This is a genomic window from Thermosynechococcus sp. PKX95, assembly GCF_031583295.1.
Taxonomy (GTDB): Bacteria; Cyanobacteriota; Cyanobacteriia; order Thermosynechococcales; family Thermosynechococcaceae; genus Thermosynechococcus.
In genome coordinates, this window is sequence record NZ_CP134171.1 from 222,296 (window position 1) to 248,256 (window position 25,961).

Genomic DNA, 25,961 nt, shown 5'->3' on the forward strand with positions numbered 1-25,961 from the left:
CGGCTAATCAATGACTGATGAGACTTGCCACTGTGACAACAACTGGGCTGGCGATCGCCACCACCAATCTGACTAAAGTTTATCGTTCTGGCCATCACGAGACCCCTGTTCTTCAGGGCATTAACCTGCAAATCCAGCGCGGTCATATCCATCTGCTAATGGGACCTTCGGGGTCAGGGAAAACCACCCTGCTCTCGATTTTGGCTGGCATTCTTGCCCCCACCAGTGGCCAAGTGGTTGTCTTAGGCCAAGAGATTACGCAACTGTCCAAGGCTGCACTGGCAAAATTTCGGCTGCAAAATATTGGCTTTGTCTTTCAGAGTTTTAATCTTTTCCCCGCCTTGACCGCACTGGAAAATGTGGAACTGGCGCTCAATCTCAAGGGAATCAAAGGCAAACAGGCCAAGGAACAGGCGGCAGCCCGTCTAGAGGAAGTGGGGTTGGGTCATCGCCTCGACTTTGTGCCCGCAAATCTTTCTGGGGGTCAGAAACAGCGGGTGGCCATTGCGCGTGCCCTAGCGGGTGAGCCGCAGATCATTTTTGCCGATGAACCGACGGCTTCCTTGGATTCCCAAAATGGCCAACAGGTGATCAAAATTCTCTACAAGCTAGCAAAGCAAAAAGGCTGCACAGTGTTGATTGTTACCCATGATCCACGGATTACAGCCATTGCCGATCGCATCACCAAAATCGAAGATGGCAAAATTAGCGACGGTTAAGCCTGCTCCCGTTGTACCCAGCGTTCCCAAAGCAGTTGCAGCGTCAGCGCCACCAGACCCACGGCAATAATGCTAAAGACCCCCGTTGCGAGGGTACACAAGCCCACCACAAGGGTGCGCACGGCCACGGCCAAGCTATAAACCAGTTGATTGTGGTAGCTCACTGCGTGAGTGGCAAAGACGTAGGCGATCGCCCCTGTTAGCCGATAAAGGAGAATCCCAAGCGTGCCAGCAATCAGCGCACCAGTTAAACAGCGTAATGGGTTAGTTTTTGGGGGGAGGAGGGTCATGGATGGTATTCACCTTTGTGAGCCGATGATTCCAGAATACGGTAGCCAATGTCACGACGATAGTAGCAGTCGGCAAATTCAATGGCGCTGACGCCCGCATAGGCCTTGGCTTGAGCCGTGGCAAAATCAGGAGCCAAAGCGGTAATGTTCAATACCCGACCGCCATTGGTGTACCATTGCCCCTCTTGCCAGCGCGTTCCAGCATGGAAAACGAGAACCCCTTGGGCGATCGCTGCGGGAATACCCTGAATCACATCCCCCTTGCGGTAACTCCCCGGATAGCCCCCCGCCGCCATCACGACGGATAGAGCTACCTCATTGCGCCATTGCAACGCTCCCAAACTGGCTAAGCGTCCCTCGACACAGGCCAAGAGCACCTCAATCAGAGGGGTTTCCAAGAGGGGGAGGACGACTTGGGTTTCAGGATCACCAAAGCGACAGTTAAATTCCACCACGTAGGGATCCCCTGCGGACGTCACCATCAGACCGGCATAGAGCACCCCACAGTAGTGGATTCCCCGATCCTGCAACGCCCCAAGGGCAGGTTCAAGAATCGTCTGTTGAATTCGTTGCATTAACTCTGGTGTCACCCAAGGGACAGGGGCATAGACCCCCATTCCTCCAGTATTTGGACCTGTGTCCCCTTCGCCAATGCGCTTGTGGTCTTGGGCGGGCAGCAGCGGCAGAATGGTTTTGCCATCCGTAACGGCGAGTGCGGAGACCTCTTGCCCCTCTAGTACTGATTCAATGACCACCTGTTGACCAGCGGCGCCAAATTCACCCCCAAAAATCCGCTCGAGGGCAGCGATCGCCTCCCCTTCGGTGGCCGCTACCGTCACTCCTTTACCTGCCGCTAAACCATCGGCCTTAATGACAATGGGTGCCCCTTGGGCTTGAACATAACGAGAGGCCGCCTCATAATTGTCAAACACTGCTGCTTTGGCCGTAGGAATCTGAGCCGCCTGCATGAGCGCCTTTGCCCAAGCTTTACTGGCTTCAATTTGTGCGCCGGCCTTGACCGGCCCAAACACAGGGATGTTCAACGCCTGTAGGTGATCGGCCAAACCCACTGCCAAGGGAACCTCTGGCCCGACAACCACTAAATCAACGTTATTCTCTTTGGCAAATTCACCAATACCCGTGAGGTCGGTGGCTGCAATGGCCACATTCTCACACCGCTCCAAGCAGGCTGTGCCCCCATTCCCCGGCAGACAATAGACCTGTGTCACGCGAGGAGAATCGAGTAATTTCCAAGTGATCGCGTGCTCTCGACCACCACTGCCAACGACAACGACCTTCACAGATGCACTCCAAAAAGATAAGCCATATTTTGAAATCAATCTTCAGGGGACTATCAAGTTTATCAGTCAATAGGCAACGTTCTCTCCAAAGGTAAAATGATTGGCTTATTCCTTTGCAGAAGTATTGAACAACAGTTTGAAGAGGTAGGAAAAAGAGAAGAAATATTGTATTCTTCCCTTAAAAGATTAAAAAACAGTCAATTTACTATGGCATCTTTTGGAGCTATTGTCAAGTCTATTCTCAGGCGCCTCAGCCCTTGCGACTATCCCGTCCTGAACTCACAACTGCTCTTCAAAATCTGGCTGACGTACATTTTGGACGCCAGCTTAAACAGTATGAGAGCCTTGTTTTATCGGCTCAATCAGTCAGGAATAACAGCCGTTTTCACAAGGATGACGAGAAACAGTAGTCTGGCTATGGCGTAAAGTTACGTCCTATCAAGATATTGACCCGAATAGGAAACGGCTGTTCAGGTAGATATAGCTATTTCGAAAGGGAGTGAGATATTTTCAAGAGGGATAGGCTATACTCAAAGCGTCATGAATGTTACTCAAGAATATGAGCTATAGCTTGGACTTACGAGAGCGGGTTGTCTCCTATATCAAGCAAGGTGGCAAAATCAGTGAAGCGACTCAAATTTTTCAGGTCAGTCGCGCCACCATCCATCGCTGGCTGAAGCGAGAGGACTTAGCGCCCACGGTTGTCCCCCGTCGTCCTTGGAAACTGGATTGGGCGGCCTTAGCAGCGGATGTTGCTACCCATCCCGATGACCGTTTAATCGACCGTGCCCAGCGATCGAGTGGAGTCTGAGTATGGGTGGTCAGCGCGAGGCCAACGAATTGATGGAGAGCGAGCGGGGAAGCGTCAGAAAAGAGAGAGTTTAGTCGCAGGACGGTATAGATACCAGAAAGACTTCATCGCCCCAATGCTGTTTTCAGGATATTTGAATGCGTTATGTGAGTTGGTTGAGTCAGTACTGTTTGCCGGCGTTAAAGAGACCGTCGTTGTTGATGATGGATAATGCACCGATTCATCCGAAAGGGGCGATTCAGGCAGTGGTGAAAGCGGCGGGTCACGAGGTGTTATTTTTACCGAAATACTCTCCTGATTTGAATGTGATTGAGCACGACTTCAGTAATCTCACCGGGCGTCTTCGCTACTTCCGCGCGCCATCGCCCGAAGCCACCGTGCGCGTTCACAGCTTCGCACCACTCTGCAAGATACTGACGCTTCACCTCGTCCTGCTCCGCATCCTGACCCTTTGTTTCTAGAATCAGATGATCACCGTTCTTCAGCCGCACCAGGAAATCAGGCCGGTACTTGCGCACCACACCGCGATAAACGTAGAGCACTTCGAAGCCTAGGTGGTCATTCTTGGCCTAGGCAGCCACCGCGTCACTGTTGTCGAGCGCGAAGGCGTCGGACGCTTCCCATGTGCTGTCGTACACGCAGACGTTGATATGGGATTTCTTCGTGCGCTCGCAGGGCTTGCCCGTGTACCAAGTGCGCATCTCGCCTGTGGAGCGGATAGGATGATCGCGGTCGAAGACCGGCTCGATGCGATCGGTGTTCTCCTGCCGAACCGCCTCCCATATATGCTGCACCACCCGCGACAGGTTCAGCGTGATGATCAGCCGTCGGCGCAATTCGTCCTGATAAAAAAGCGGTGGCGTAATATGAATACGGTCGGAGCGGATGAATTGCTCGACGATGCGAATCAATTGCGCCAATAATACTTCGCGGCTGCCTTTCCAAGCGGTCTGCATTTGGTCAAAGACATCGCGCACCGTCTCGAAAATGATGCGTTGGGTGCGGAATTTCCCCGCCAGCCGCTCCAACTTGATGCGGTTGATCCGGGTGATGTCTGGCTTGCCTTCGAGGATCGGCGCCAGCTCGGCGACCTTCGCTGTCTGCGCCGCGTCCAGTTCCAATGGTCGCACCTTCGACCAGTCCAAGGTCAGCGTCGGTTGAAAGACGCGCTCGATGCGCACCACATTCGGCCAGCGGATCTCGAGCTGTGCCTTGGCCGGGTCTGGCTCAACGGCGGTCTTGGGCGTGGGCGGCGGTGGCGGGTCGTTCTCGCCGCCTTCGTGGGGCAAGAAGGTGAAGGGCACGCCGAAGATGTTGACGTATTCCGGCTCGAACAGCCCCGTTTCCGGGTTGACTTCGTACGAAGTGCGCCGCAAGCCGCGACCGACCACCTGCTCGCACAGCAGCTGCGACGTGAACGCCCGCAGTCCCATGATGTGCGTCACCGTCTTGGCATCCCAGCCCTCGGAGAGCATGCCGACGGAGATGACGTTTTGGATTCTCTCGCCCGGCTGTCCCACCTTGCCCACCGTGTCCACCATCTGGCGCAAGCGCTGGCCTGCTGGGCCTTGGTGAGTTTTGCGTTTTGAGTTGCTGGTTTTGCGTTTTCTGCCGTTGCCTCGACCCCTTCTTCATCTTCGACAAACTGACCACTCGAAACGAAAAACTCTTCTTTCGCTTCCGCCTCATCGAGCACCTTCGAGTCGATATGCAGGATGCGCTCTGGGTCGCACAGTTCATCGATGTGGATGCGCCGCGAATCGAAGGCGTGCTTCACGCGCGCCGCGGTCTCGGTGCGGTTGCAGACGGTGATCATCACCGGCGGAACGGGCACTCCGGCTGTCTTCCATGCCTTCCACGTCTCGCACCAATCGTAGCCTAAAAGGTAGTAGGCGTTCAGCACTAGGTCGGGCAGCGGTTCGTGTGGTTCGGCGCGGCGGTTCAGGTCGTCTTTCACGTCCGGGTCGTTGTAAATGTGATAGAGGCGCGACTTGTAGGTTTTAGCGTCGGGGACAGCATCGTCGCGCACCACCACGCGCGGGGTCTTGACTAGGCCAGACTCGATGGCGTCATTCAAGCCGAAGTCGCTAACGATCCAGTCGAAGAGCGCCTCTTCGCTGCTCTTTTTGCCCGAAGGCGTGAAGGGAGTAGCGGAAAAATCATAGCACCTGAGGATGCCCCGCGAGCGGTGCAGGCGATCCAGCCCGCCGATCCACACCGTGGCCTCCGCGGCGCTATCCTTGAGATCCCGCTGCCGCAAATACTTTCCTTCCGCCTCCCAGTTCACACGCCAGGCGTGGTGAGCCTCGTCGTTGATGACCAGAAGGTTGCGCGCATTGGCCATCTCGCCCAGCACCTCGCGGGTATAGGCCTCGTCGCTTTTGACCCCGCGTTTGTCCACAGACTTGCGTTTCTTGATCTGTTCTTCGCTCTCCCAGGCGAGGGCGTGCCAGTTGCGCACCAGCACTTTGCCTTGGCGCAATTTCTCGAGCAAGGACGAGGGCTTCGTAGTAATTGCCGTCCGCGGCGGGGTAAAGCACTTCCAGACGCTTTTTGACCGTCAGCCCCGGGGCGATGACCAGCACGTTTTTGGAGAAACGGGCATCCTGCGGGTTGGCCACCTTGTTCAGGACCTGCCAGGCGATGACCAAGGCCATGACGATGGTCTTGCCCGAACCGGTGGCCATCTTGCAGCATTGGCGGATGTACTCGCCGCCATCGCCGGGGATTTCGATGCCGGTGCGCTCAGCGGGGGCGGCCTCGGTCAGCCAGATGAGCGTCTCCACCGCCTCCAGCTGGCAGAAGAAGAAGCGCCGCCGGTCAAAGTTTTCGGGGTCGGTCCAATGTTCCAGCAGCCGCTTGGTGATGCTGGTGACGCCCGGATAGCCCGCCTCGCGCCAGGCCTTGACGCGCGGGCGGATCTGGTTGACCAGCGGAATCTCGACGAAGATGCCCGGGTCATCGAAGGCTTTTGAGCCGGGCGTCGCCACCACGTACCCCGCCGGGCGGCGGCCCTCCACCAATTCGAAAATACGCGTCTCGCGGTCGTAACGCCAGTGCCGCTGCGGCTCCTCGTAGGGCGAGTTGATGATCAGGCGGTCAATGGTGGTGCTGGGCATCAATTTTCCTCTCTATTTTCATTCTTATTAGCAAACTCCATGATCTTATTGCAAAGCTTCTCGAGAGAATCCGATTTCTTGCCAGCATCCCAAGCTATCTGGAGTCTCGATGCAATGTGCAACGCGTTCTTCTGTAGATTCCCGGCAGACCCGTATTTAGCATCTGCCTCAGATCGAAACTCATCCCAGTTCTCTTTTCCAATCTCTTGCTCAACCACCTGCCCGATGTCTGAGGACCACATGACTACAGCGGCTCCCCAGAACGTACTGGTCGGGAACGGCTCAGGATCAGATACACCGCATAACTTGAGGATTGCGCTGTTGTCTCTGCGGTGTTGCTCCCTGCTTCCGTTTTTGTCCGGCTTGTCGCCGTCCGAATCCAGTACCGCGAGAGTCGGGATCTGCAGGCACCTGGCTACCGCGAGAGGTTGAAGCATCCGACTTTTTCCACCGGTGGGGACAATGTGACAGCCGAGTCGTCTGAACTCATCCCACCGGTTGAGCAAGTGAAGGTAGGTGGTCAAATATGCAGTATCCTCTAGCCCCTCGACGAATACGATCCTAGACGCGAAGAATATTTCGCTGAGCTCAGGCTGGAGTGCTTGATGGATCTTTGCCAACTGCTCGCTCGGTTCGACAGGTTGCTGGCCTTTCACAGCCGCAATTTGATTTGCCACCTCTTGATGGGTGGTCCTAGTAATAGACGAAGCACCATTGACCTTGCGGACCATCCGGACACTCTCGAATCTCTCACCTGATATGAAGTATGGACTGTGGGTTGTAACCAAGATTTGAGAGTTCTGTTCGCTCAGCTTCACGAGCACGTTATAAAGATGCCTTGCTTGTGGGGGATGCTGATAGAGCTCCGGCTCCTCACAGGCGAGAATCAGCCGTGGATCTGCGTCGTCTCTGTCAGAGAGTTCTTGGAGCAGTGCGAGAATAAACGAACGTTGAAGCCCGTGCCCGAAACGTGTAAGCTCCCCTTCAAACCCTGCCTCACCGAGAATGGCCTGAGCAAAAGGCTCATCAACACGTACCGCCTTTTCGGGGTCTTGGTACCATTGCACTCGAAGCGTTGCGTCTTGATGCGCCCACTGCACAAGCCGATTTCGCAGAGCTGTAGATATTTCGGTTAGCTGTGCCTGACTATCGGCAAGGAGTTGTCTGTACTTCTCCTGCATTTCCTTGCGGATGGGATCAAATGACTCCTTGAGGTTGACTTTGGACCGAACCGTGCGGCTCAAAAGCTTCCCTAGGGCTGTGTCCTTAGACTCTTTCTGCTCGCTAGCCGCTTCCTTCACTGCGGGCACGTACACCCACTGGATGTATTTCTCGAGAAGGTTTTTACCCTTTGATACACCATAGAATTCGTCCGCACTAGGGAGTTCTTCGCACAATTCCGGGTGCTTTTCTTCATACTCACGAAGTGCTTGGACCATTGCATCCTTTGTGCCAGGATGCGGAAGATCAGGGTACTTCTCTCGCACCCTGGTGTATATATCCTTCAGCTCAGCAACCTTTTTCCCAGCTTTTTCGGCTTCAAAAAACAGCGCGAAATCCTTGATAACCATCCGGCGACCGTACTGCTTTACTTCGGCTGTGTTTGCAACAGGATCAAATTGTGCCTCAACTGAGACAACCAATTGATCATGGCGCACATAATGCTGGAGTTCATTCTTAGCTTCCTCTGAGAAGTCTGTAAAAGTGATCGTTATCTCGATAGGATCCGTTGTGTTTTTGGCATGGAAATCCTCCTCACTGAGCGAACGCGTGTTGAGACCGGGTATCCCTGATTCACCAAAGAAGACGTTGAGGGCATGCAGGACACTTGACTTCCCTGAGCCGTTGGCTCCGACGAAGCACGTGTAGTCATCAAGTTCGATAGTCTGTTCCTTTATCGAGCGGAAGTTTCGAATGCGGACGGATTTGATCTTCATGTGTCAATCTCCATAATCTTCAAACTCTCGATCCCCCGGTCGTCCACGATCTTGACCGCGATGCGCTTGTGCTCGCCCGGCTCGAATGGCAGCGACACCGTGCCGCGATAAGCCTCAATCAGTTCCTCGTCGATCTCGGCCTTGAGATTGCGCGCCAGTTTCGCCCAGCCTTCGCCCTCGCCCGCCATCGGGAAGAAGACTTGACGCGGGTAGAGGCTGCGCCCATCATAGTCGGTATCCAGCATCCAGACGGCAATCTTGTCCGCCCCGCCCGACTCGACCCCGCCCGTTTTCGTGTTGTAGTAGTCGAAGCCGTGCACCTCGACCACGTATTTGTCGTCGTCCTCCCGACGCACTTCCACGTCCGGCTGGCCGATGAGCCAAAACGATTCGTTGCTGGCGCGCTTTTTCTTGAGGTCGTCGGTGAGCAGATCGGCGTTCATCTGCACCTTCAGAAACTGCATACCCGCGAGTTCCGGCTTCATCTCGTCAATATCCTTGGCGGCTTCCGGGTCGAACTGGAAGGCGGCGAAGACCAGCAGTTTCGGCTTAGGGACAAGCTGCTGGGCTTCTTCCCATGCCCGTTGCACTTGGCGCTGTTCCAGCGGCGCGTGTTCAGGGCCGAAGGAGACCACCACGCGCATCGGGCTGTCGGCCGGGCCGGTCTCGCGCACCGAATCGGCACCTTCGTCGCTGGGGCGCGTCTCGCCGTCGGCGTGCAAAAAGCGGCAGCCGGGCAGCGGCTCTAGGCGCGCGAAGCGGATGTACTGCCCCGCCTTGCCGCGGATGCCGGCGCGCAGCAGTTCGTCGCGCCATTCGGCCTGGCGCAGCGTCTCGCCCGAGCGGGCGATGGATGTGTCGGCTGGTTGGGATCTGGCTTCGAGAATCTCCTCCGGCGACTTGACCGCCGGCGCGGGCACCGCCTCCACGGTGAACGGGCCAGTGACGCGCACCTTCTTGCGGTCTACGAAGGGCTGGTCGTAGAGCGTCTCCTGCGGCGCATGGCGGGCGATCGCCTCATCCATGGCCTTTTGCATTGCGCGGCGGGCGGCGTGGAAGGCGTCGAAGGGCTTGCGGGCCGCTTCGGGCCAGTCGGCAGGGAACTCAAAGGGCACCTCCCACTCCACCAGCTCATTGACCTTGACCGCCTGGCCGGCGGGCATAGTGAAGGTGGCGCTGTCCGGCGCGGCAAAATCCACGAATTGCCCGGCGCGGCCGCCTTGCGTGACCTTGAAACGGGGATAGCCCTCACCCCCGGCCCACCTGCCCCCGTCAGGGGGTCTCCCAGCGGGAGAGGGGAGACGGAGCGCGGCGTTGAGGTCTGCCAGCGCCTGTTCGATGGCCGGGTGCATGCGGGCGTAGATGCCGTCGATCTCTGGGTTGTTGGCGATGGACTTGAGTGTCACATGCGGCACGGTCTTGTACTTGAAGCCGCTGCCCACCCCCTCTTCGGGATGCGCCAGCTCGTAGTAGTCGAAGACCGCGGTCATCAGGCGCTGGCGGGCGAGGGTGAGCGCCACGCGCGATGTGTCGCAGGTGATCCAGCGCCGGCCCCACTGCTCGGCCACATAGGCCGTCGTGCCGCTGCCGCAGTTGTGTACGGCGCAGACTTCCGTTATAAACGAGTGAGCGTCCTCTACTTCTAAATCGTAAACCTCTTCCTCGGACAAGTCTCTAACCACCTCCACAAGGCGCACGGGAACGCGGTCGGAACCGTGGAACAGGATGTCTCCCTCTTGTATCTGCTCTGCCTCCATCCACTGGGCATACTCTGGCGAAAGTTGCTCTTTACACGCCTGTCCAATAGCAGTGCAAACCCCTTCGAGATTATGCTCTACTTCTGCGGCGGGAACACGCAGCACTTTTAGATTCAGCGCGTGCATGAACTCATCGCGAACACGGTCATGTTCCATGGCGGCCGGAGTGCCATGAGCCATGGCGCCGTCCACTTCTACCACTAAGGCAGCTTCACGGCAATAGAAATCGGCGATATAGGGGCCAATAGGGTGCTGACGTCTGAAGGTAAAGCCCAACCCATTGCCTCGCAAGACTTTCCAAAGTTTCCGTTCAGGCGGAGTCATTTCCTTGCGGAGTATTTTGCTTCTGCCGCGCAGCGCTTTGGGAATACCGGACCAGTCGGAATGTCCACCCAGGCTGTGCGGTCGTCTGTGGGCCAACACCCTGTGATCGGGCGTAAGCCATAGGGTTTGCCCGCTAAGGTCGTGCCGGATGCCGATCATCACGCTGCGATACATTCGCCGTATCGTGCGCACGACGCGATGGGGCAAGCCGTCATGCGCCAGCAGGTAGTCGCCGGGGTGGATGTCTTCGATGGCGATGAGGGTAGCCCCCCTGTCATCCCCCCGCACGCGGGGGGATAGGGCTTCTCCCTCCCCACACGTGGGGAGGGTCGGGGAGGAGCCGCAAACCCACACCCTCGTCCCCTTCCGCACACAGGTCGGGTCGAACACCAGGTCGCCAAGGTCGGTGGTCAGCGGCAGTATCATTCCAAAGGTTGTCAATCTGCTGGAGAGGAAAATCATCAAAGCATTGCTTGTATCTTGGAATGTTGCCGGTGTCGTATAGTCTGCAAGCGGTAATAAGGCGTTGCATTCCCTCCCTATGTGTGCGCCAGCTTTTCCTTTGTGCGGATATGATCCTTCCTGAGAACTCAAAGTCATAGGTGCAAGACTCGGTGTAACCAGAAGACTTGAGGTCACCCAAAGCCAGCCTCTTTGATCCTTCAATTTGGTCAAGCTCGGTTGACAATGCACGAATTGGTTTTACCTCTCCACTCGGCAACTCTACGAATCCAAACCAGGATTCATCAAGACTCTTCTCCGTGTAAAGCTGCCTATATTTCACGCCCTCCCTGTTTTTTGCATACCAAATTAATGATATCGTGAACTCTCGGTAATTCTCCAAACCCAAGAGGCGATGTTTTGCGGAAAGATATTTGTCTTACAAAATTCCCCGCCCCGAACACCTCATCCATCAACTCCCGCACGTGGTGCACGTTCTCGTCACTGATCTGCACGAAGATGCTGCCGCTCTCGGTCAAGAGTTCCCGCGCCAAAAGCAGCCGGTCGCGAAGATACGTGAGGTAGGAGTGGATGCCCAGCTCCCAAGTATCGCGGAAGGCGCGGATCTGCTCCGGCTCGCTAGTTAAGTCCTCGTCCTTGCCGTCCTTCACGTCGCGTTTGTTGACGAAGGGCTGGAAGTTGGAGCCGTAGCGGATGCCGTAGGGCGGGTCAATGTAGATCATCTGCACCTTGCCGGCCATGCCCTCCTTTTCCAGCAGCGAGTTCATCACCAGCAGCGAGTCGCCGGCGATGAGGCGGTTGCTCCAGTCGTGCTTGTGTTGGTAGAATTCGACGGCCTTGTGCAAGGGTTCTTGGCGCTCGACCTCGAACAACCCCAGTTGCACCGGTTCCTGTTGCCCATTTTTCTTGCGCACCGCCTCGATAATTGTGCGCGGGTCAATGCGCTCGTGGACGTGCAGGGAGACGGTAGGAACTTCAAACGAGGTATGCTCGGCTTTGCCCGCCCAGACCAGTTGCGGGTCGAGGTGCGGGTCGTAGGCGTAGCGCTTTTTCTGCTGTCCGGTGTCGGGGTCGGTTTCGGGCGTGACCAGCCCAACGGGCGGGTTGTTGACGCGCGCTTTGTCCCGATGCTCGTAGGGTGCGATCGGACGCTTGGTCTCGGTCTTCTTTTTTCGGGCCATCAAGTCCTGTCTGCAGATTGGTGGTTTTGAAAGCTAAACAGTAATTAAACTGCAATAGTAGATACGTATGCAAGGACTTAATTTGTAACGATAAACAGCATAGAGACCCCATACTTAACCTGCTATCTAAGCAAAATACCCAAACAGAACAATGGCCTGAGTATCGAAAGTGAGTGCGCTTTTACCTGCATTTCTGCAACAAGTATGAGTCGGATTCTGGCAGCCTGCACTAGCTTCCAAGAGACAGACGGTGAAATAACAGGCTGAAGCCCAGCAGTCGATTGGTTATTACAGACCCCTCCTCTCGCCATTTAGTCAACCAAGGGGAAAAGCCCACTCCGAAACCATGGAATCTGTCACTGCTGATGAGAAATCAGGTGCTCCCATTACGGAAGTAATACCAATTAAACTATCTTTCAACGTTTCTGCGATGAAAGTTAATCAGGAAACAGTTTTTGCAAAGCCTCCTCTAGGGTAGGTGCCATCACAATCCGCTGGTTATCCATAACAATGACCCGTGCCAAGGTGGGCAGTTGATTTTGATCGGCTTCGAGGTAAATGGGTTCGACGTAGAGGAGCGATCGCTCGATGGGGATAATGAGGAGATTGCCCTGCACCGATCTTGACCCTTGGCGATTCCAGAGGGAAATTTGCTGTGAAATCATTGGGTCTTGATTGATCCGCGCCTCCATTTGTTCAGGGCCAAAGACCAGTTCTTGCTTGGGAAAGACGTACAGCAGGAGCTTGCCATAGTTTTGACCATCGGAGCGAGCCGCTAGCCAACCAATGAGGTTGGGACGATTCACGGGCGTAAAAGGAACAAGCAGAATAAACTCCTCAGTGTAGCCAATGGGCAGCTTGGTAATCAGATAGTAAGGGGCAACGGCTTGGGGCTTTTCGCGGTAGATCTCCTTGGGAATTTGCCAGAGGTCTTCGCGGTTGTAAAAGACCACGGGATCCGTCATGTGGTATTTCAGGAGTTGTTCCGACTGCACCTGCATCAAATCAATGGGATAGCGAATGTGGCGGTAGAGGCGGTGGGGCATGGCACTCAGGGGATGAAAGAGGGTTGGAAAAACCCGCTGCCACGTGCGAATTATGACATCGTCGGGTTCCACCACATAAAACGTGACATCGCCGTTATAGGCATCCACCACCACTTTGACAGAGTTGCGAATGTAGTTAAAGGAGTGCTCGCCGGGATCGCCATAGGGATAGTAGCGACTGACGGTATAGGCATCAATAATCCAGTAGAGATAGCTCACCCCTGTGGCGCTAGGACTGGCGGCAATGTCCTGTTCAGAGCGTGGATCGGCGACCACAAGGTAGGGTTCACTGTCAAAACGTAAAAAGGGGGCGATCGCCCGCACCCGCTCTTGAATTAAGCGGCGAAAAAGTACCCGTGAGTCCGGTCGTAAATTGGGGGTCAACAGCAGTTGCCAGTCACCAAAATAGACACCGTAGACCAAGCGCCGCCACCAACTGGCAATGGGAACCCCCCCCGTACCGTCGTAGTGGTTATAGACATTTTCGGCGCCACGGGGAAAATCCAGCTCTGGAACCACCGAAGGGGCAAAGACATAGGTATGGGTGAGTTCACCGTAGTAGATCCGGGGGTAGAAAAAGGGAATGCTTTCACGGATTTGCGGCGGATCGACCAGTAGCTCACCCGTATCGCCAATATCGCGGACAAAGTATTTGGGCAGACCATTGGCTTCGGCGGTATTCACGGGACTCATGGTGAAGCCATAGCCGTGGGTAAAGACCAAGTGCTCGTTAATCCAAGTACGGGCAAAGCGCTGAACCGCACTGTAGTCCACTTCGCGAGCGGCAATGAGGACTTGGCGAATTTCTGATTGGTCTTGCTCAGGGGATAGTTTGAGATAGTAGCGATCCAAAAAGGCCGCTGGAAACCGATAGTAGGAGCGCAGTTGTTGCAGTTGCCGGTTCGTTTCTAAAAGGGGGCGGGTATCCCAAAGGCGGATATTGCGGGTGGTGGCGGCGTTGGCAGCAATGATCTCGGCGTTGAGGTTATTTTCCGGCTGAAAGGGTTCGACCCGCATTTTTTCAAGGTTAAAGCCTTCGCGGGTGTGGGTAATGGTGCGTTGAATGTAGGGGAGTTCCCGTTGCAGTTGATTGGGTTGAACAATGGCCGCTTCAATGGCTGTGGGCAGGAGCCAATCGGCAATCAGGATGACCACTAAATAGCCCAATGTAAAGCCAAAGAGGCCGGGGGCGATCGGTCCTAGCCGCCGCTGCCCTTCGCCGCCCCGTCGAATCGCTGACCAAGCCAGTAAACAGGCGACGCCAAAAGCCGAGGCTGAAAGCCAACCATAGAGGGGTAAGCGTACAGTGACGTCGGTATAGCCGGCGCCAAAGGCAGCCCCATTGGTCGAATAAAGAAGTTTGTAGCGTTCTAGCCAGAAGCTAAAGGCCACTGTGGCAAAGACAAAGGCGCTTAAGCCCTGTAAATGCCGCCGTTGCGATCGCACGAAGCCGAGGAATTTGCCATGACTGAGACTTTCATTGGCAAGGAGATAACCCAAGGCCGTTCCCCCTAAGCCGACAACACTGAGGTTCACCAGCCATAGGCGCAACAATTCCCACAGGGGCAGCTGAAACAGGTAAAAGCTCATCGAATGGTGAAAGAGGGGCTCGGTGTGGGGATCACTGGCGGCAAACAGTCCCTTGAGCACCACCGGCCAGCTCAGGCAGGCGATCGCCCCCATGGCAACGCTCAAGAGAATTGCAACCCCCTGAAAGAGGCGCAGGGGCAACCACAACCCCAGTACCAATGCCGCCAAACTCGGCACGAGTAGCCAAGGATTCTGCACCACTAGAAGTGATAGCTCTGCCACCCGCCAGACACTCAATTGCGGCAGCAGAGGGCTGTTAAAGGTGATTTCTGAACGCTGTTGCCACAGTTGCAGCGCGATCGCCCCAATGTGGTAAGTAGCAACAATTAGCAGCCAAGTTAAACCGCTAGCACACAACAAAAGCCGCCACAGCCCCAGCCCCCGATAGGTACTCTGGGCGGTCAGGGTGGGCTCGAGGGTCACGGTGCGTTGCCGCAGGAGCCAGTGTTGCTGCCAGCCATAGAACAGTGCCGATGCCCCCGCAACCGCCAGAAACAGTACAGCTTGGACACTCCAGCGCTGCCAGACCACCGCCAAATAGCCCAGTTGATCAAACCAGAGACTTTCGGCAATGAAGCGACACAAGCCAACCCCAAGGGCGATCGCTAGAACCAGACCACCCAGCCAGCGCAGCCAGCGGGGCATCAACTGTACAAGAGGGAGTGACGGCATCAACCTCGAAAAATCGTTAAAACTACGGTACAGTGCAGCTAGATGCTTTCCTAAGGCCAGTTTAGCGATTTAACCATGTTCTTGCGCTCACTACTTGTTGCCCTTTTGAGTTTGATTCTGTTTCTGAGCCCATCAGTTCCCAGTTGGGCTCTCGGGGGTGAATTGCCGCCCCTCAATGCCCCAGCACCCGACTTTTCTCTTCCCAGCAGTGTCGATGGCCAGCCGATTTCCCTGAAGGATTATCGCGGCAAGTGGGTGGTGCTGTACTTTTACCCCAAGGACTTTACCGCTGGCTGTACCCTCGAAGCCCAACGCTTTCAGCGGGATATTGAGCAATTTCATGCCCACAATGCTGAAGTCATTGGCGTCAGTGCCGACTCCGTGGACTCCCACGAAGATTTCTGTGACAGTGAAGGCTTGACCTTTCCCCTCCTCTCTGACCCCGATGGCCGCGTCAGCAAGGCCTATGGCTCCTGGTTGGGGTTTGTCTCGCTGCGCCACAGTTTCATCATCGATCCTGAGGGGATATTGCGCGAGCGGTTTGTCAAAGTGAATCCCGCGATCCACAGTCAGGAGGTACTGGCTCGCCTAGAGGAACTGCAACAGCAAGTTTAGGCCTCTATTGCTGTGGCGGGGGTTCAGGGGTTGCTGGAGATTCCTTTTGCACCTGCTGCGCCGCCTGCTGAATGGCATCTTTATACTTGGCGGGTGCAAGTTCCACGGCTTTGGCATACAGAGGCGCAGCTTCTGTCTTTTTCCCCTGTTCCGTCAGTGCCATCGCTTGGGCAAGCACCGGGCGAAAATCGTTGGGGTTTTCTTTGCCCAGATTTTGGAAGAGGGTCAGCGCCTCATCGTAGCGTTTTTGCGCCATATAGACATCGCCAAGGAGAAGTTGTACCGCCGTGACATCGACGCTCCCTGGTTGGACTTTGTTGGCTTGCTCTGCCCCTTGGAGGGTCTCTTCAATGAGGCCAATGGCCGCTTGGGGACGATTTTCCTTCAAGTAGAGATCCACTAAAGCCCGCAGGGCATTGAGATTGCCGGGGGATTTGGCCAGAACCCCCTGAAAGGTTTGGGCAGCCCCCTCGCGATCGCCCGTTTGCTGCTGTGCCTGTCCCAGCAGAATCGCATAATCTGTTTGTTCGGGGCGCTGAGCAGCTAAGCGGCGCAGGGGGTCAATGACGCTAGCAATTTCTCCTTTGCCCAGTTGAATCAGTTGCAGCCGAGCCAGCACCAACCCTTCTAAGGCTGTGGCATTGTTGGGTTCACGCTCCAGCACCAGTTGGTAGCCTTTTTCTTGGGCTTGCAGTTCGGCAACTTTGTCAGTGGCGGCAGGACTGGTCACGGGGCTTGGCGTGGGTTGCGCTGGGCTAAAGGCACTGCTGAGCAGGGGCATCACCGAAATGGCAATGAAAGGAACCACGCCCAACAGCAAAACCAAAAGGGTGAGCCACTTCTTGCGCATTGTGCCTCCTTGAGGGTGCCCAGCATTTCCAGTGCCAGTATGATTCTAGCCTAGGAGCCGAGGGGAATCACGGCCAATTTTCAGGTCGGCCACCTTCCCCCTGTTAAAATTTGAGCAATTCCTCGGAGAGCTGCCATGGGTGAACTAACGCCAGAAACCATCAATTGTGCAGAGGCCTGTGTCAATGGCTGTGTCTTGGGCGATCGCTGTCCCAACCGTGAGTACATTGCTGCCGCCACCAAGTTTATGAATGATACGCCCCTCGATCAAATTCTGCAAATTGCAGCGGATAGCTATCCCAAACGTCTTTTGGCCGCGATTGAGCGCGATCGCCAGCGAGCGGCGAACCCACCTCAAGAATAACTCGAGCAATTCATGTCTCGTCTGCGTGCATTGCAGGGGTACCTGCTCCTGCGGCTTTTACTTGCGCCGCTGATGCTGTGGACGATTGTCACCGTCGTCTTTTTGCTGCTGCGAGCCACGCCGGGGGATCCCGTGGATGCGATTTTAGGTCCCCGTGCCCCGGTGGCTGTCAAGGAAGCCTTGCGAGAACAATTGGGCTTGGCTCAACCCCTGTGGCAGCAATACTTGACTTACTTAGGGCAACTCCTGCGATTTGATCTGGGAACCTCCCTCACCAGTCAAGGGGAAGCCGTCACGAGTATCATTGCTCAGCATTTTCCTGCAACGGCAGAATTAGGCCTCGTCAGTCTAGCGATCGCCTTTGGTTTAGGGGTGCTCATTGGCAGTCTGGCTGCGGTCAAATCTGGCACTGCTTGGGATATCGGAGGGCGTCTCTTTGGCATCATCACCTATGCCTTGCCCCTCTTTTGGCTGGGGATGCTTTTGCAACTGCTCTTTGCGGTGAATCTGCGTTGGCTTCCCTTGGGTACCCGCTACCCAATCACGGAAACACCCCCCCAAGGTCCCACAGGGCTGTACCTGCTGGATGCGCTCCTGAATGGTAATCTCCACCAACTGGGAACTGCTTTTAGTTACTTGCTCCTGCCTGCGTTGACGCTGGCGATCGTCCTCAGTGGTATCTTTGAGCGCATTGTGCGGGTGAATCTCAAGCAAACCCTAGTGGCCGATTATGTGGAAGCCGCCCGTGCCCGTGGTATCCCTGAGCATCGGATTCTCATTCACCATGCCCTCAAGAATGCCTTGATTCCAGTGATCACGGTTTTGGGGCTGACCCTTGCCAGCCTCTTGGGGGGAGCCGTGTTGACAGAGGTGACGTTTTCTTGGCCGGGGCTGGGTCAGCGACTCTACGAGGCCATTGCTCTGCGGGACTATCCAACCGTACAGGGCATTGTGGTTTTCTTTGCCGTGATTGTGGTTGCCGCCAGTATTCTCATTGACTTGCTCAATGCTTGGATTGACCCCCGCATCCACTACTAACTTTTTGGCATCTGCCGATAAAATAAAGAACAAGCACGTAATAAAACTTAACATTAGGAGGTTATCCCCCATGGCTTTAGCCGTTGGTACACCCGCCCCTGCCTTTACTGCCAAAGACACCCATGGCAATACGGTGTCCCTCAGCGACTTTGCGGGCAAAACTGTGGTGCTCTACTTCTACCCTAAGGATGACACCCCCGGCTGCACCAAAGAGGCTTGTAGCTTCCGTGACAACTATGCTGCCTATCAGGGCAAAGAGATTGTCGTTTTGGGGGTGAGTACCGATGACGAAACCTCGCACCAAAAGTTCACTGAAAAATACAACCTCCCCTTTCCCCTCTTGGCAGATGTGGACAAATCCATTATCAAGGCCTACGACGTGGATGGTGGCGGCTACGCCAAGCGAGTCACCTATGTCATTGATGGCAATGGCATTATTTCCCACGTCTATACCAGTGTGAAAACCGATACCCACGCCACCGACATTTTGGCAGATCTTGGTCTGTAAGGGTTTCCAAGAGTGATGTTTCGGCGGCTAGAGCAGTTCTAGCTGCCTTTTTTCATCCAACGGAGAGAGAGGGATTCGAACCCTCGGTGGCATCCCTGCCACACTCGATTTCAAGTCGAGCGCATTCGACCACTCTGCCATCTCTCCCAGTATCCTATATTGTACCCTCAGCTAGGATAAGGTAGAGCCACAAGAAGTCGCTGCCGGAAATACTCCCATGAGTTTTAGCCCAGAATATTTCATGACAACAGAACCCCTAGCCCATAACCAGCAAAAGATGGAAAGCTATTTTGGGGATTTTTTTGGCCTGATGCGGAAGGCACTCGTTGCTGGTGGCTCAGAGCTGGGGTTAGGAATGACCCTATTTTCTCTAGCCGTAAGTATTCGCGCTACTCGGATCATTGAAATTGGACGTTTTAAGGGCTTTTCAACTCTCTGTCTAGCAAGTGCCCTACGATTCATTGATATTGGCTGGCAAGAACCACAACAACATAAGCAGCGACCTGACATCAATTACAACGAATTTGAAGCGCCGAAAAAACGACAACTGCTTTCAATTGATCCATTTCCAACCAAGGAAGCTGAGGAATTAATTCTTGAAGCAAATCTTGAAAACTATGTTGAATTTATTAATACCCGTTCAGATGAAGTCACGATTGACGGTTTAGTTGATCTCATTTTTATTGATGGCGATCATAGTTATGAGGGGTGCAAAGCGGATGTTTTTAATTATGTGCCTTGGTATTTACGACCGGGTGGCTACTTTATTTTGCATGATTACTATGGCTGGTATGATGCTGAAGGTAATAATAACTCACCCGTGAAGCAAGTTATTGATGAATTGATTGCAGAGGAACTATTTGAGCATATCTTAATTGATACTGGCTATCAATCTTTTACCGTCTTTAGAAACCCCAATCCTTAGTAGACCGCTTTCCTTAGCTTCTATGAGATCAACCCTAACTCTGAGATAGATATTCGTTAATGTTCAGTTCATCACTAACATTGATATTGGGATTTTCCTCATCGGGATAGAATACAATTTCTAATCGCACTCTACCCTTATGCCAACCCGTCTTATCGAGCATCATAACTCTTGCTGAGCAACCTCTAACTAATGGTGGAATCAATCTAGCATCATTAAAAATAAGATTTAGAAATTCTCCTGGATAAGTAATATCAGTATTACGGTGTTTGTAAATAATTCTTGAGTTATCATCTTCATTCGGGATAAAACGAATGACCTCTTCGCGATCAAGAACATGGCAGTTTGTACCCATAAGTGCTGGTACACATTTTATTGAGTCTTTCACTTAGTATAGCCTAATCCTTGTCAAAATTAGGTTTCCTGCCTCGCTGATGGCAACAATTTGGCGATCGCGCCCAAACAAGGCACATCCCACCTGTAATGACCGCCCCATGGGAGCAGCACAATGGGCATGGATATAGGTAATGGCGCGCTCATCAATGCGGTTGGCAATGTGGCTGAGAATCTCAGGCAAGGCTTGGGGAGCCATTGTTGCTAAAAATTTGAGGGCAGCTTCAACCGTTGGTGCTTGCCACACCTGATGCAGAATCTCTGGGTCTAAACCTGCAAGGGCACAAAAGGCGGTGAGAATTTCTTGGCGAGCATCCGCAAGGTGGTGATGGGTATGGAAAATGCCGCCAGCGAGTTTAATTAATTTGCCGTGGTAACCCAAGAGGAGCAACTGTTGAACCTTGTGTTGAGCAGCGGCCACCAGCATTGGCCCTAGCCAATTGGCAGTTTTTACACACAGGGAAGGGGGAATCTGGAGTTGCTGCGCCACCTGAAGGCCGTTCTCGCCAATACAAAAGACGAGGATGGGAGATTTTGCTGCCTTCTGGGCTAAGTCCTCGCGATAGCGATCCAGTTGCTCCGAGGCTGTGAGGGGTTGGGCTAAGGCAGTGGTTCCCAGTAGGGAGAGTCCCTCAACAATGCCAAAAGCCGCATTCGAGGTGCGCTCTGCCAAATCTCGCCCTTGGGGCAGGAGAATCGTGACGGCGATCGCCCGCTCCTTAGGACAATAGAGCAACAGGTTAGTGGTTAACAACAAGCGGGCATAGCGGTAGATAGCTGCCTCGCCCGTGGCGCGATCGCGCCCAACCCCAAAGCCCCCCTCAATGTGAATTTTGGGAGCCGTTACAGGGTCTTGCCAGCGCACCCAAGCCCAGATCGGGGTATGGCGGGTGAGATCAAGGGGATCACTGGGTTCACTGTAGGTAATGGCTAAGGCCTGCTGATCATCTAAGGATGCCCCTTGGGCAATGGATAGGGTTGCACAGCGATTGGGGCGTAGCAGCGCAAGGGTGACTTCCTTAGGACAGGTTCCTTCCGTAAGGCAACGCAATGCCGCCACCGCCGCCGCCGCCGCAAAAACTGGTAGCGTATAACCCACGGGTGTTAAGTAGTTAACTGAGCCAAACTAGTGCGAGCCGCTTCGGCAACCGCTTCCGCAGAATCAGTGGTTAATTGTTCAAGCAGGGGGCGAGCCTCTGGAGTGCCAATTTGGCCAAGGGCGATCGCTAGCCGATGGCGGACTTGCCAATCGGGATACTCGACAAACTGCCGCAGGTGGACAATGCTTTCTGGTTGTTTCAGTTCACCCAAGGAACCAATGGCGGCTAATTTCACCAATTCTTGGGGATTATTGAGGGCTTCCGTGAGCAGCCCAACAGCAGCAGGATTGCCTAGGGCACCCAAGGCGGCAATGATACTAAACTGCAACAGCCAATCATCGGTACTGTGGTAGGCCGTTTCTAAATCTTCAAGGGCAAAGGGAACTTGTAGGGCAGCCATCGCATCCGCTGCGGCAGCACGGACATCCGTTTCGCTGTCATGGAGCAGGCGATCGCGCAACAGGTCATGGGCTTGATTGAGATTGACGTGCCCAAGGCTGGCAATTTGACTCACCGCAGCGTAGCGGACACGGGAATTTTCATCTTGGCTGAGGGGTTGAATGAGCCGAAAGGCATCGTTGGGGTCAAGGCTACGCAGTTGATTGATGCCCCGCAGGCGATCGCCCACATCCGCCGAGGTAATGAGTTCCTGAATTGCTGCTGTGTCCACGCCAATATTCTCCACCTGATTCCTTTGATCCTACTGGGTTGCGTCACCCACAGAAAAGGGCAGAGCGATCGCGGCTTCAATTCTCTGCCCTCAGCTTAGGCGTTGTCACTGGGTTGTGCACTCTAGACCTGTTTTTCAGCCTCAGCAATTTGCAGCATCGTCTTCAGGACGGAGTCGGGGTTGAGGCTAATGGAGTCAATCCCTTGCGCCACCAAGAATTGAGCAAACTCAGGATAGTCACTGGGGGCTTGACCACAGATGCCAATTTTGCGCCCCTTGGCCTTCGCTGTTTGAATCGCTTGCGCCACCATGCGTTTGACCGCTTCATTGCGTTCATCAAACAGGTGCGCCACCAAGGCCGAATCGCGATCCAACCCCAGTGTGAGTTGCGTCAGGTCATTGGAGCCAATGGAGAAGCCATCAAAGACCTCGGCAAAGGCATCCGCCAACACCACGTTGCTGGGGAGTTCGCACATCACATAGACTTGCAGACCATTTTCCCCTTGCTTCAGCCCATGTTTGGCCATCTCTGCCAGTACTCGCCGTCCTTCCTCTGGGGTACGACAGAAGGGAATCATCAGAATCACGTTCGTCAGCCCCATCTCATCGCGGACTTTCTTCATGGCGCGGCATTCAAGGGCAAAGCCTTCGGCATAGTTGGGGTCGTAGTAACGGGAGGCGCCCCGCCAGCCAATCATTGGGTTTTCTTCATGGGGTTCAAACTGGCGACCGCCCAAGAGGTTGGCGTACTCATTGCTTTTGAAGTCGGACATGCGCACGACCACAGGCTTGGGATAAAAGGCGGCAGCGATCGCCCCAATCCCCTGAGCCAACTTATCGACAAAGTATTCCGCCTTGTCGGTGTAGTTTTGAGTCAGCTCGGCAATTTTCAGCTTCGCCACCTCATCGGTCAACTCATCGTAGTGGAGCAATGCCAAGGGATGGGTCTGAATGTGGTTAGCAATAATGAACTCCATACGTGCCAACCCCACCCCATCATTGGGAATTGCCGCCAAGCTGAAGGCTTCCTCGGGGTTACCCACATTCATCAGGATTTGGGTGCGGGTTCGCGGCAGATTTTCCAGAGCCACTTCCTCCACATGGAAGGGCAGTAATCCCTGATAGACGTGCCCCTCTTCCCCTTCTGCACAGGAGACCGTGACCTCAACACCATTGGGAATGGTTTCGGTGGCATCGCCACAACCGACAATCGCAGGAATGCCCAACTCACGGGCAATAATCGCCGCATGGCAGGTGCGTCCCCCCTGATCGGTGACAATGGCACTGGCTTTTTTCATGATGGGCTCCCAATCGGGATCCGTGCGGTGGGTCACCAGCACTTCCCCCGCTTGGAACTGATCGATATTGCGGACATTGAGAATGACGCGGGCACGGCCTTGGCCAATCATTTCGCCAACTGCCCGACCTGTGGCAAGGAGCGTTCCTTTTGCTTCAAGATGGTAGCTGCGCAGCACGTTCGTGGCTTTTTGGGATTGGACAGTTTCGGGGCGCGCCTGCACGATAAAGAGTTCACCTGTGAGGCCATCCTTTGCCCACTCAATATCCATCGGGGTGTAGGTTCCCCGCAAAGCAGAGTAGTGCTCCTCAATGAGGCAGGCCCAGCGGGCTAGGGTGAGGATTTCTTCGTCGCTGAGGGCAAATTGTTTCCGCAGGGGCTCAGGCACGGGTTCATTGCGGGTGAGCTTCGTCCCGCCAAGGGCATAAACCATGCGAATTTCTTTGGTGCCGAGGGCTTTTTTCAGGATCGGCTTATAGCCCGCCTTCAAGGTTGGCTTAAAGACCAAGTATTCATCGGGGTTGACGGCGCCTTGAACAACGTTTTCACCCAAGCCATAGGCGGCCGTGATCAGGGCAGTGTCCTTAAAGCCCGTTTCTGTGTCAATGGAGAACATCACCCCAGAGCAGGCCAAGTCGGAGCGCACCATTTTTTGCACCCCCACCGACAGGGCCACATTGAAGTGGTCAAAGCCTTTGATCTGGCGGTAGGAGATCGCCCGATCCGTAAAGAGTGAGGCAAAGCAGCGATGACAGGCGTCGAGAACGCCCTTGAGACCATGGACATTGAGGTAGGTTTCCTGCTGACCGGCAAAGCTAGCATCGGGCAAATCTTCAGCGGTGGCACTGGAGCGAACCGCCACGTCCGTATTCGGGCCATAGCGATCGCACATTTTTTGGTAGGCGGCAGCAATCGCATCCGTCAATTCTTGGGGAAACGGCGTGTGCAAAATTAGCGAGCGAATCGCTTGCCCCACGCGGTGGAGTTCTGTGACATCCTCGACATCGAGACCTTCAAGGAGCCGCCGCAGTTGGGTATCAAGATTTCCCGCTTGGATAAAGTAACGGTAGGCATAGGCTGTGGTCGCAAAACCATCGGGGACATTAATGCCTTTGGGCGTCAGTTGTTGGAGCATTTCCCCCAAGGAAGCGTTTTTGCCCCCCACTAGGGGCAGGTCTTTGCAGCTCAAGGAATTCAGTTCTAAAACAAACGCTGTTTCCCGATGGGTCACTTCACTGGTTGGTCTAGGGATGGATTGAGTCATTGTTATGCTCCCAAACATTAAGTTTCATTGATTAAATTGCCGTTTGCTGTCCCTCTGGGGATGCAACAGCAGTGCTTGAGCCGTTAAAGTTTTGAGTGTCTTTGGCTCCCTTTGCTATCGTGAATCTGTGAATCACCTAACTGCACGCAATTCCCAAGTCAGACTTGTCCGTTGCCAAACGCAGGCTGCTCCTTTGCTCAAACACTGGGTAAAGCACGCAACACATTTCCAACGGAGACTGGATAGGCAAAGTTTGCAGCGGTCATCATCTGCACGGTGGTTAAATCACTATTGCCCTATATCTCCATTCTGAAACAGAAAAATTGGCTTTGTTTGTTGCTTAACAATCCCTTAAATTCGTTAGGATTCCAAATCACGATGGGTAAAGGGTTTGGCATTGGCGCCGCTATAGGTTGCCACAATGTGGCCATTCCCCACCAGTTGGTATTTGTAGGTAACTAATCCCTCTAGCCCCACCGGGCCTCGCGGCGGTAGTTTGTGGGTACTGATACCGACTTCAGCGCCAAAGCCATAGCGGAAGCCATCGGCAAAGCGGGTGGAGCAATTGTGAAAAACGCCAGCGGCATCCACCTCTTGCAGAAAACGGGCGGCGGCGGCAGCATCCTCGGTAACAATGGCTTCAGTGTGCCCCGATCCATAGGTGGCAATGTGATCCAGCGCGGCATCGAGATCCGGAACGACTTTGATGGAGAGGATCAAATCGCAGTATTCTGTCGCCCAGTCGGCTTCACTGGCAAGGGTCATGGGCACAAGGTGGCAGGCGATCGCGTCCCCCCGCAATTCCACCCCTGCTTTCTCAAGGGCAGCAGCCACTTTGGGTAAAAAGGCCTCGGCAATGCCCCGATGGACAAGAAGCGTCTCAATGGCGTTACAGGCAGCCGGGTACTGGGTTTTGGCGTCGAGGGTAATGGCGATCGCCTTCTCCAGATCTGCAGCGACATCCACATAGAGATGACACAGACCATCGGCGTGCCCCAGCACAGGAATCCGCGTGTTGTTCTGGATATAACGTACAAATTCATTGGAACCCCGCGGAATGATCAGATCAACCCATTGATCCAGTTGCAGCAATTCCGTAATTTCTGCCCGCCGCATCAGGAGGGCGATCGCCCCAGCGGGCACTGCCGACTTTTCTAGCCCTCTGTGAATGGCCTGCATAATCGCTTGGCACGAGCGACTCGCCTCCTGTCCTCCCTTGAGAATGGCGCCATTCCCCGATTTAATTGCCAAGGAAGCGATCTGCACGACGGCATCGGGACGCGCTTCAAAAATTACCCCCAGCACCCCCAAAGGGCAGGTGACGCGACTGAGAATTAAGCCTGTATCCAATTCGCGATGGAGTTGGCGCTGACCCAGAGGATCCGCAAGGGCCGCCACTTGACGCACCCCGGCGATCGCCGCCGCTAGTTTACTGGGACTCAGTTCCAACCGCGCATAGAGAGAAGGATTGAGCTGATTGGCCTTGGCCTGCTCACAGTCGGCAGCATTGGCCGCCAGAATCTCCTCCCGCGCCGCTTCAAGGGCACAGGCCACCTGCTCTAGGGCATCATTGCGGCCAGTGGCATCCAGCTGAGCCAACAGACGCGCCTGCTCATGAACTTCTTTGACCCGTTGCACGAGGGGAGAATCTGCCATAGGGGTTGCCAATTCCAAAGACGTATAAGAGCGATCGTACGCCAAATTGTCCCGCACTTGTGGTAGGTTAACG

18 protein-coding genes, 1 tRNA gene and 2 pseudogenes are annotated in these 25,961 nt (G+C 54.6%); 7 read left to right on the top strand and 14 right to left on the bottom strand.

Annotated elements, in window-relative coordinates:
* Window positions 1-17 precede the first annotated feature (17 nt).
* Window positions 18-719, top strand: coding sequence for an ABC transporter ATP-binding protein (locus tag RHH81_RS00995; protein WP_315863390.1), 702 nt, complete (start codon window positions 18-20; stop codon window positions 717-719).
* Here the strand turns inward: RHH81_RS00995 and RHH81_RS01000 are convergent.
* Together RHH81_RS01000 and purD are read right to left on the bottom strand one after the other, a co-directional pair.
* A complete protein-coding gene (locus RHH81_RS01000; RefSeq protein ID WP_206200680.1) occupies window positions 716-1,009 on the bottom strand; it encodes a DUF3082 domain-containing protein in 294 nt (97 codons plus the stop codon). The genes RHH81_RS00995 and RHH81_RS01000 overlap by 4 nt on opposite strands.
* Window positions 1,006-2,310 carry a phosphoribosylamine--glycine ligase gene (purD, locus tag RHH81_RS01005; RefSeq protein WP_206200681.1) on the bottom strand — a complete coding sequence of 435 codons (1,305 nt, stop codon included), beginning with the start codon at window positions 2,308-2,310 and terminating at the stop codon, window positions 1,006-1,008. Before purD ends, RHH81_RS01000 begins: the two co-directional genes overlap by 4 nt.
* 559 nt (window positions 2,311-2,869) lie before the next feature.
* Here purD and RHH81_RS01015 point away from each other — a divergent pair.
* A pseudogene (locus RHH81_RS01015) lies at window positions 2,870-3,453 on the top strand (IS630 transposase-related protein); the annotation flags it as partial.
* On the opposite strand, the pseudogene RHH81_RS13055 reads toward RHH81_RS01015, so the two are convergent.
* The 5 genes and pseudogenes from RHH81_RS13055 to RHH81_RS01050 all read right to left on the bottom strand — a co-directional run bounded on the left by RHH81_RS13055 (window position 3,400) and on the right by RHH81_RS01050 (window position 15,182).
* Window positions 3,400-6,240: pseudogene (locus RHH81_RS13055) on the bottom strand (BPTD_3080 family restriction endonuclease). The pseudogenes RHH81_RS01015 and RHH81_RS13055 overlap by 54 nt on opposite strands.
* A complete protein-coding gene (locus RHH81_RS01035; protein ID WP_310743246.1) occupies window positions 6,240-8,177 on the bottom strand; it encodes an AAA family ATPase in 1,938 nt (645 codons plus the stop codon). Before RHH81_RS01035 ends, RHH81_RS13055 begins: the two are co-directional and overlap by 1 nt.
* Window positions 8,174-10,720 (bottom strand): DUF559 domain-containing protein, encoded by a 2,547-nt coding sequence (locus RHH81_RS01040; RefSeq protein ID WP_310743247.1) that lies wholly within the window; start codon window positions 10,718-10,720, stop codon window positions 8,174-8,176. Before RHH81_RS01040 ends, RHH81_RS01035 begins: the two co-directional genes overlap by 4 nt.
* A 311-nt stretch (window positions 10,721-11,031) precedes the next feature.
* On the bottom strand, window positions 11,032-11,901 hold the full coding sequence (locus RHH81_RS01045; protein WP_310743248.1) for a DNA methyltransferase: 870 nt from the start codon (window positions 11,899-11,901) through the stop codon (window positions 11,032-11,034).
* Between the two features lie 437 nt (window positions 11,902-12,338).
* On the bottom strand, window positions 12,339-15,182 hold the full coding sequence (locus RHH81_RS01050; protein ID WP_310744303.1) for a UPF0182 family protein: 2,844 nt from the start codon (window positions 15,180-15,182) through the stop codon (window positions 12,339-12,341).
* Between the two features lie 102 nt (window positions 15,183-15,284).
* On the opposite strand from RHH81_RS01050, the gene RHH81_RS01055 reads away from it, so the two are divergent.
* Complete coding sequence (locus RHH81_RS01055; protein ID WP_310453140.1) at window positions 15,285-15,824, top strand: peroxiredoxin; 540 nt, start codon at window positions 15,285-15,287, stop codon at window positions 15,822-15,824.
* Between the two features lie 4 nt (window positions 15,825-15,828).
* Here RHH81_RS01055 and RHH81_RS01060 read toward each other — a convergent pair whose 3' ends face one another.
* Window positions 15,829-16,674 carry a lipopolysaccharide assembly protein LapB gene (locus RHH81_RS01060; protein WP_206200691.1) on the bottom strand — a complete coding sequence of 282 codons (846 nt, stop codon included), beginning with the start codon at window positions 16,672-16,674 and terminating at the stop codon, window positions 15,829-15,831.
* Between the two features lie 135 nt (window positions 16,675-16,809).
* On the opposite strand from RHH81_RS01060, the gene RHH81_RS01065 reads away from it, so the two are divergent.
* The 3 genes from RHH81_RS01065 to RHH81_RS01075 all read left to right on the top strand — a co-directional run bounded on the left by RHH81_RS01065 (window position 16,810) and on the right by RHH81_RS01075 (window position 18,583).
* On the top strand, window positions 16,810-17,037 hold the full coding sequence (locus tag RHH81_RS01065) for a hypothetical protein (RefSeq protein WP_206200692.1): 228 nt from the start codon (window positions 16,810-16,812) through the stop codon (window positions 17,035-17,037).
* Between the two features lie 12 nt (window positions 17,038-17,049).
* Window positions 17,050-18,075: an ABC transporter permease gene (locus RHH81_RS01070; RefSeq protein WP_206200693.1), complete on the top strand. Its 1,026-nt coding sequence runs from the start codon at window positions 17,050-17,052 to the stop codon at window positions 18,073-18,075.
* Between the two features lie 70 nt (window positions 18,076-18,145).
* Entirely contained in the window at window positions 18,146-18,583 is a 438-nt protein-coding gene (locus RHH81_RS01075; protein ID WP_206200694.1) for a peroxiredoxin, read from the top strand.
* Between the two features lie 60 nt (window positions 18,584-18,643).
* On the opposite strand, the gene RHH81_RS01080 is transcribed toward RHH81_RS01075, so the two are convergent.
* Window positions 18,644-18,730 (bottom strand) — tRNA-Ser (locus RHH81_RS01080).
* A gap of 94 nt (window positions 18,731-18,824) precedes the next feature.
* On the opposite strand from RHH81_RS01080, the gene RHH81_RS01085 reads away from it, so the two are divergent.
* Window positions 18,825-19,508: a class I SAM-dependent methyltransferase gene (locus tag RHH81_RS01085; protein WP_310743250.1), complete on the top strand. Its 684-nt coding sequence runs from the start codon at window positions 18,825-18,827 to the stop codon at window positions 19,506-19,508.
* A 34-nt stretch (window positions 19,509-19,542) separates the two neighbouring features.
* Here the strand turns inward: RHH81_RS01085 and RHH81_RS01090 are convergent, their stop codons facing one another.
* The 5 genes from RHH81_RS01090 to RHH81_RS01110 form a co-directional block, all read right to left on the bottom strand.
* Entirely contained in the window at window positions 19,543-19,896 is a 354-nt protein-coding gene (locus tag RHH81_RS01090; protein WP_310743251.1) for a hypothetical protein, read from the bottom strand.
* Window positions 19,897-21,000, bottom strand: a complete 1,104-nt coding sequence (cbiD, locus tag RHH81_RS01095) for a cobalt-precorrin-5B (C(1))-methyltransferase CbiD (protein ID WP_310743252.1) — start codon at window positions 20,998-21,000, stop codon at window positions 19,897-19,899.
* Between the two features lie 5 nt (window positions 21,001-21,005).
* The gene (locus RHH81_RS01100; RefSeq protein ID WP_206200698.1) at window positions 21,006-21,686 is read right to left on the bottom strand and encodes a HEAT repeat domain-containing protein; all 681 of its coding nucleotides are present in this window, start codon (window positions 21,684-21,686) and stop codon (window positions 21,006-21,008) included.
* A gap of 107 nt (window positions 21,687-21,793) precedes the next feature.
* On the bottom strand, window positions 21,794-24,232 hold the full coding sequence (gene ppsA / locus RHH81_RS01105; RefSeq protein WP_310743253.1) for a phosphoenolpyruvate synthase: 2,439 nt from the start codon (window positions 24,230-24,232) through the stop codon (window positions 21,794-21,796).
* Window positions 24,233-24,592: 360 nt separating this feature from the next.
* A complete protein-coding gene (locus tag RHH81_RS01110; protein WP_206200700.1) occupies window positions 24,593-25,888 on the bottom strand; it encodes a glutamate-5-semialdehyde dehydrogenase in 1,296 nt (431 codons plus the stop codon).
* Between the last annotated feature and the right edge of the window lie 73 nt (window positions 25,889-25,961).

Bases quoted from the DNA above. Each gene is read 5' to 3' on its own strand.
- RHH81_RS01050 (WP_310744303.1), bottom strand. From the start codon at position 15,182: ATGCCCCGCTGGCTGCGCTGGCTGGGTGGTCTGGTTCTAGCGATCGCC.
- RHH81_RS01065 (WP_206200692.1), top strand. From the start codon at position 16,810: ATGGGTGAACTAACGCCAGAAACCATCAATTGTGCAGAGGCCTGTGTC.
- RHH81_RS01035 (WP_310743246.1), bottom strand. From the start codon at position 8,177: ATGAAGATCAAATCCGTCCGCATTCGAAACTTCCGCTCGATAAAGGAA.
- RHH81_RS01040 (WP_310743247.1), bottom strand. From the start codon at position 10,720: ATGATTTTCCTCTCCAGCAGATTGACAACCTTTGGAATGATACTGCCG.
- ppsA (WP_310743253.1), bottom strand. From the start codon at position 24,232: ATGACTCAATCCATCCCTAGACCAACCAGTGAAGTGACCCATCGGGAA.
- RHH81_RS01070 (WP_206200693.1), top strand. From the start codon at position 17,050: ATGTCTCGTCTGCGTGCATTGCAGGGGTACCTGCTCCTGCGGCTTTTA.
- RHH81_RS01075 (WP_206200694.1), top strand. From the start codon at position 18,146: ATGGCTTTAGCCGTTGGTACACCCGCCCCTGCCTTTACTGCCAAAGAC.
- RHH81_RS01000 (WP_206200680.1), bottom strand. From the start codon at position 1,009: ATGACCCTCCTCCCCCCAAAAACTAACCCATTACGCTGTTTAACTGGT.
- RHH81_RS01045 (WP_310743248.1), bottom strand. From the start codon at position 11,901: ATGGCCCGAAAAAAGAAGACCGAGACCAAGCGTCCGATCGCACCCTAC.
- RHH81_RS01110 (WP_206200700.1), bottom strand. From the start codon at position 25,888: ATGGCAGATTCTCCCCTCGTGCAACGGGTCAAAGAAGTTCATGAGCAG.
- RHH81_RS01060 (WP_206200691.1), bottom strand. From the start codon at position 16,674: ATGCGCAAGAAGTGGCTCACCCTTTTGGTTTTGCTGTTGGGCGTGGTT.
- RHH81_RS01055 (WP_310453140.1), top strand. From the start codon at position 15,285: ATGTTCTTGCGCTCACTACTTGTTGCCCTTTTGAGTTTGATTCTGTTT.
- RHH81_RS00995 (WP_315863390.1), top strand. From the start codon at position 18: ATGAGACTTGCCACTGTGACAACAACTGGGCTGGCGATCGCCACCACC.
- RHH81_RS01085 (WP_310743250.1), top strand. From the start codon at position 18,825: ATGACAACAGAACCCCTAGCCCATAACCAGCAAAAGATGGAAAGCTAT.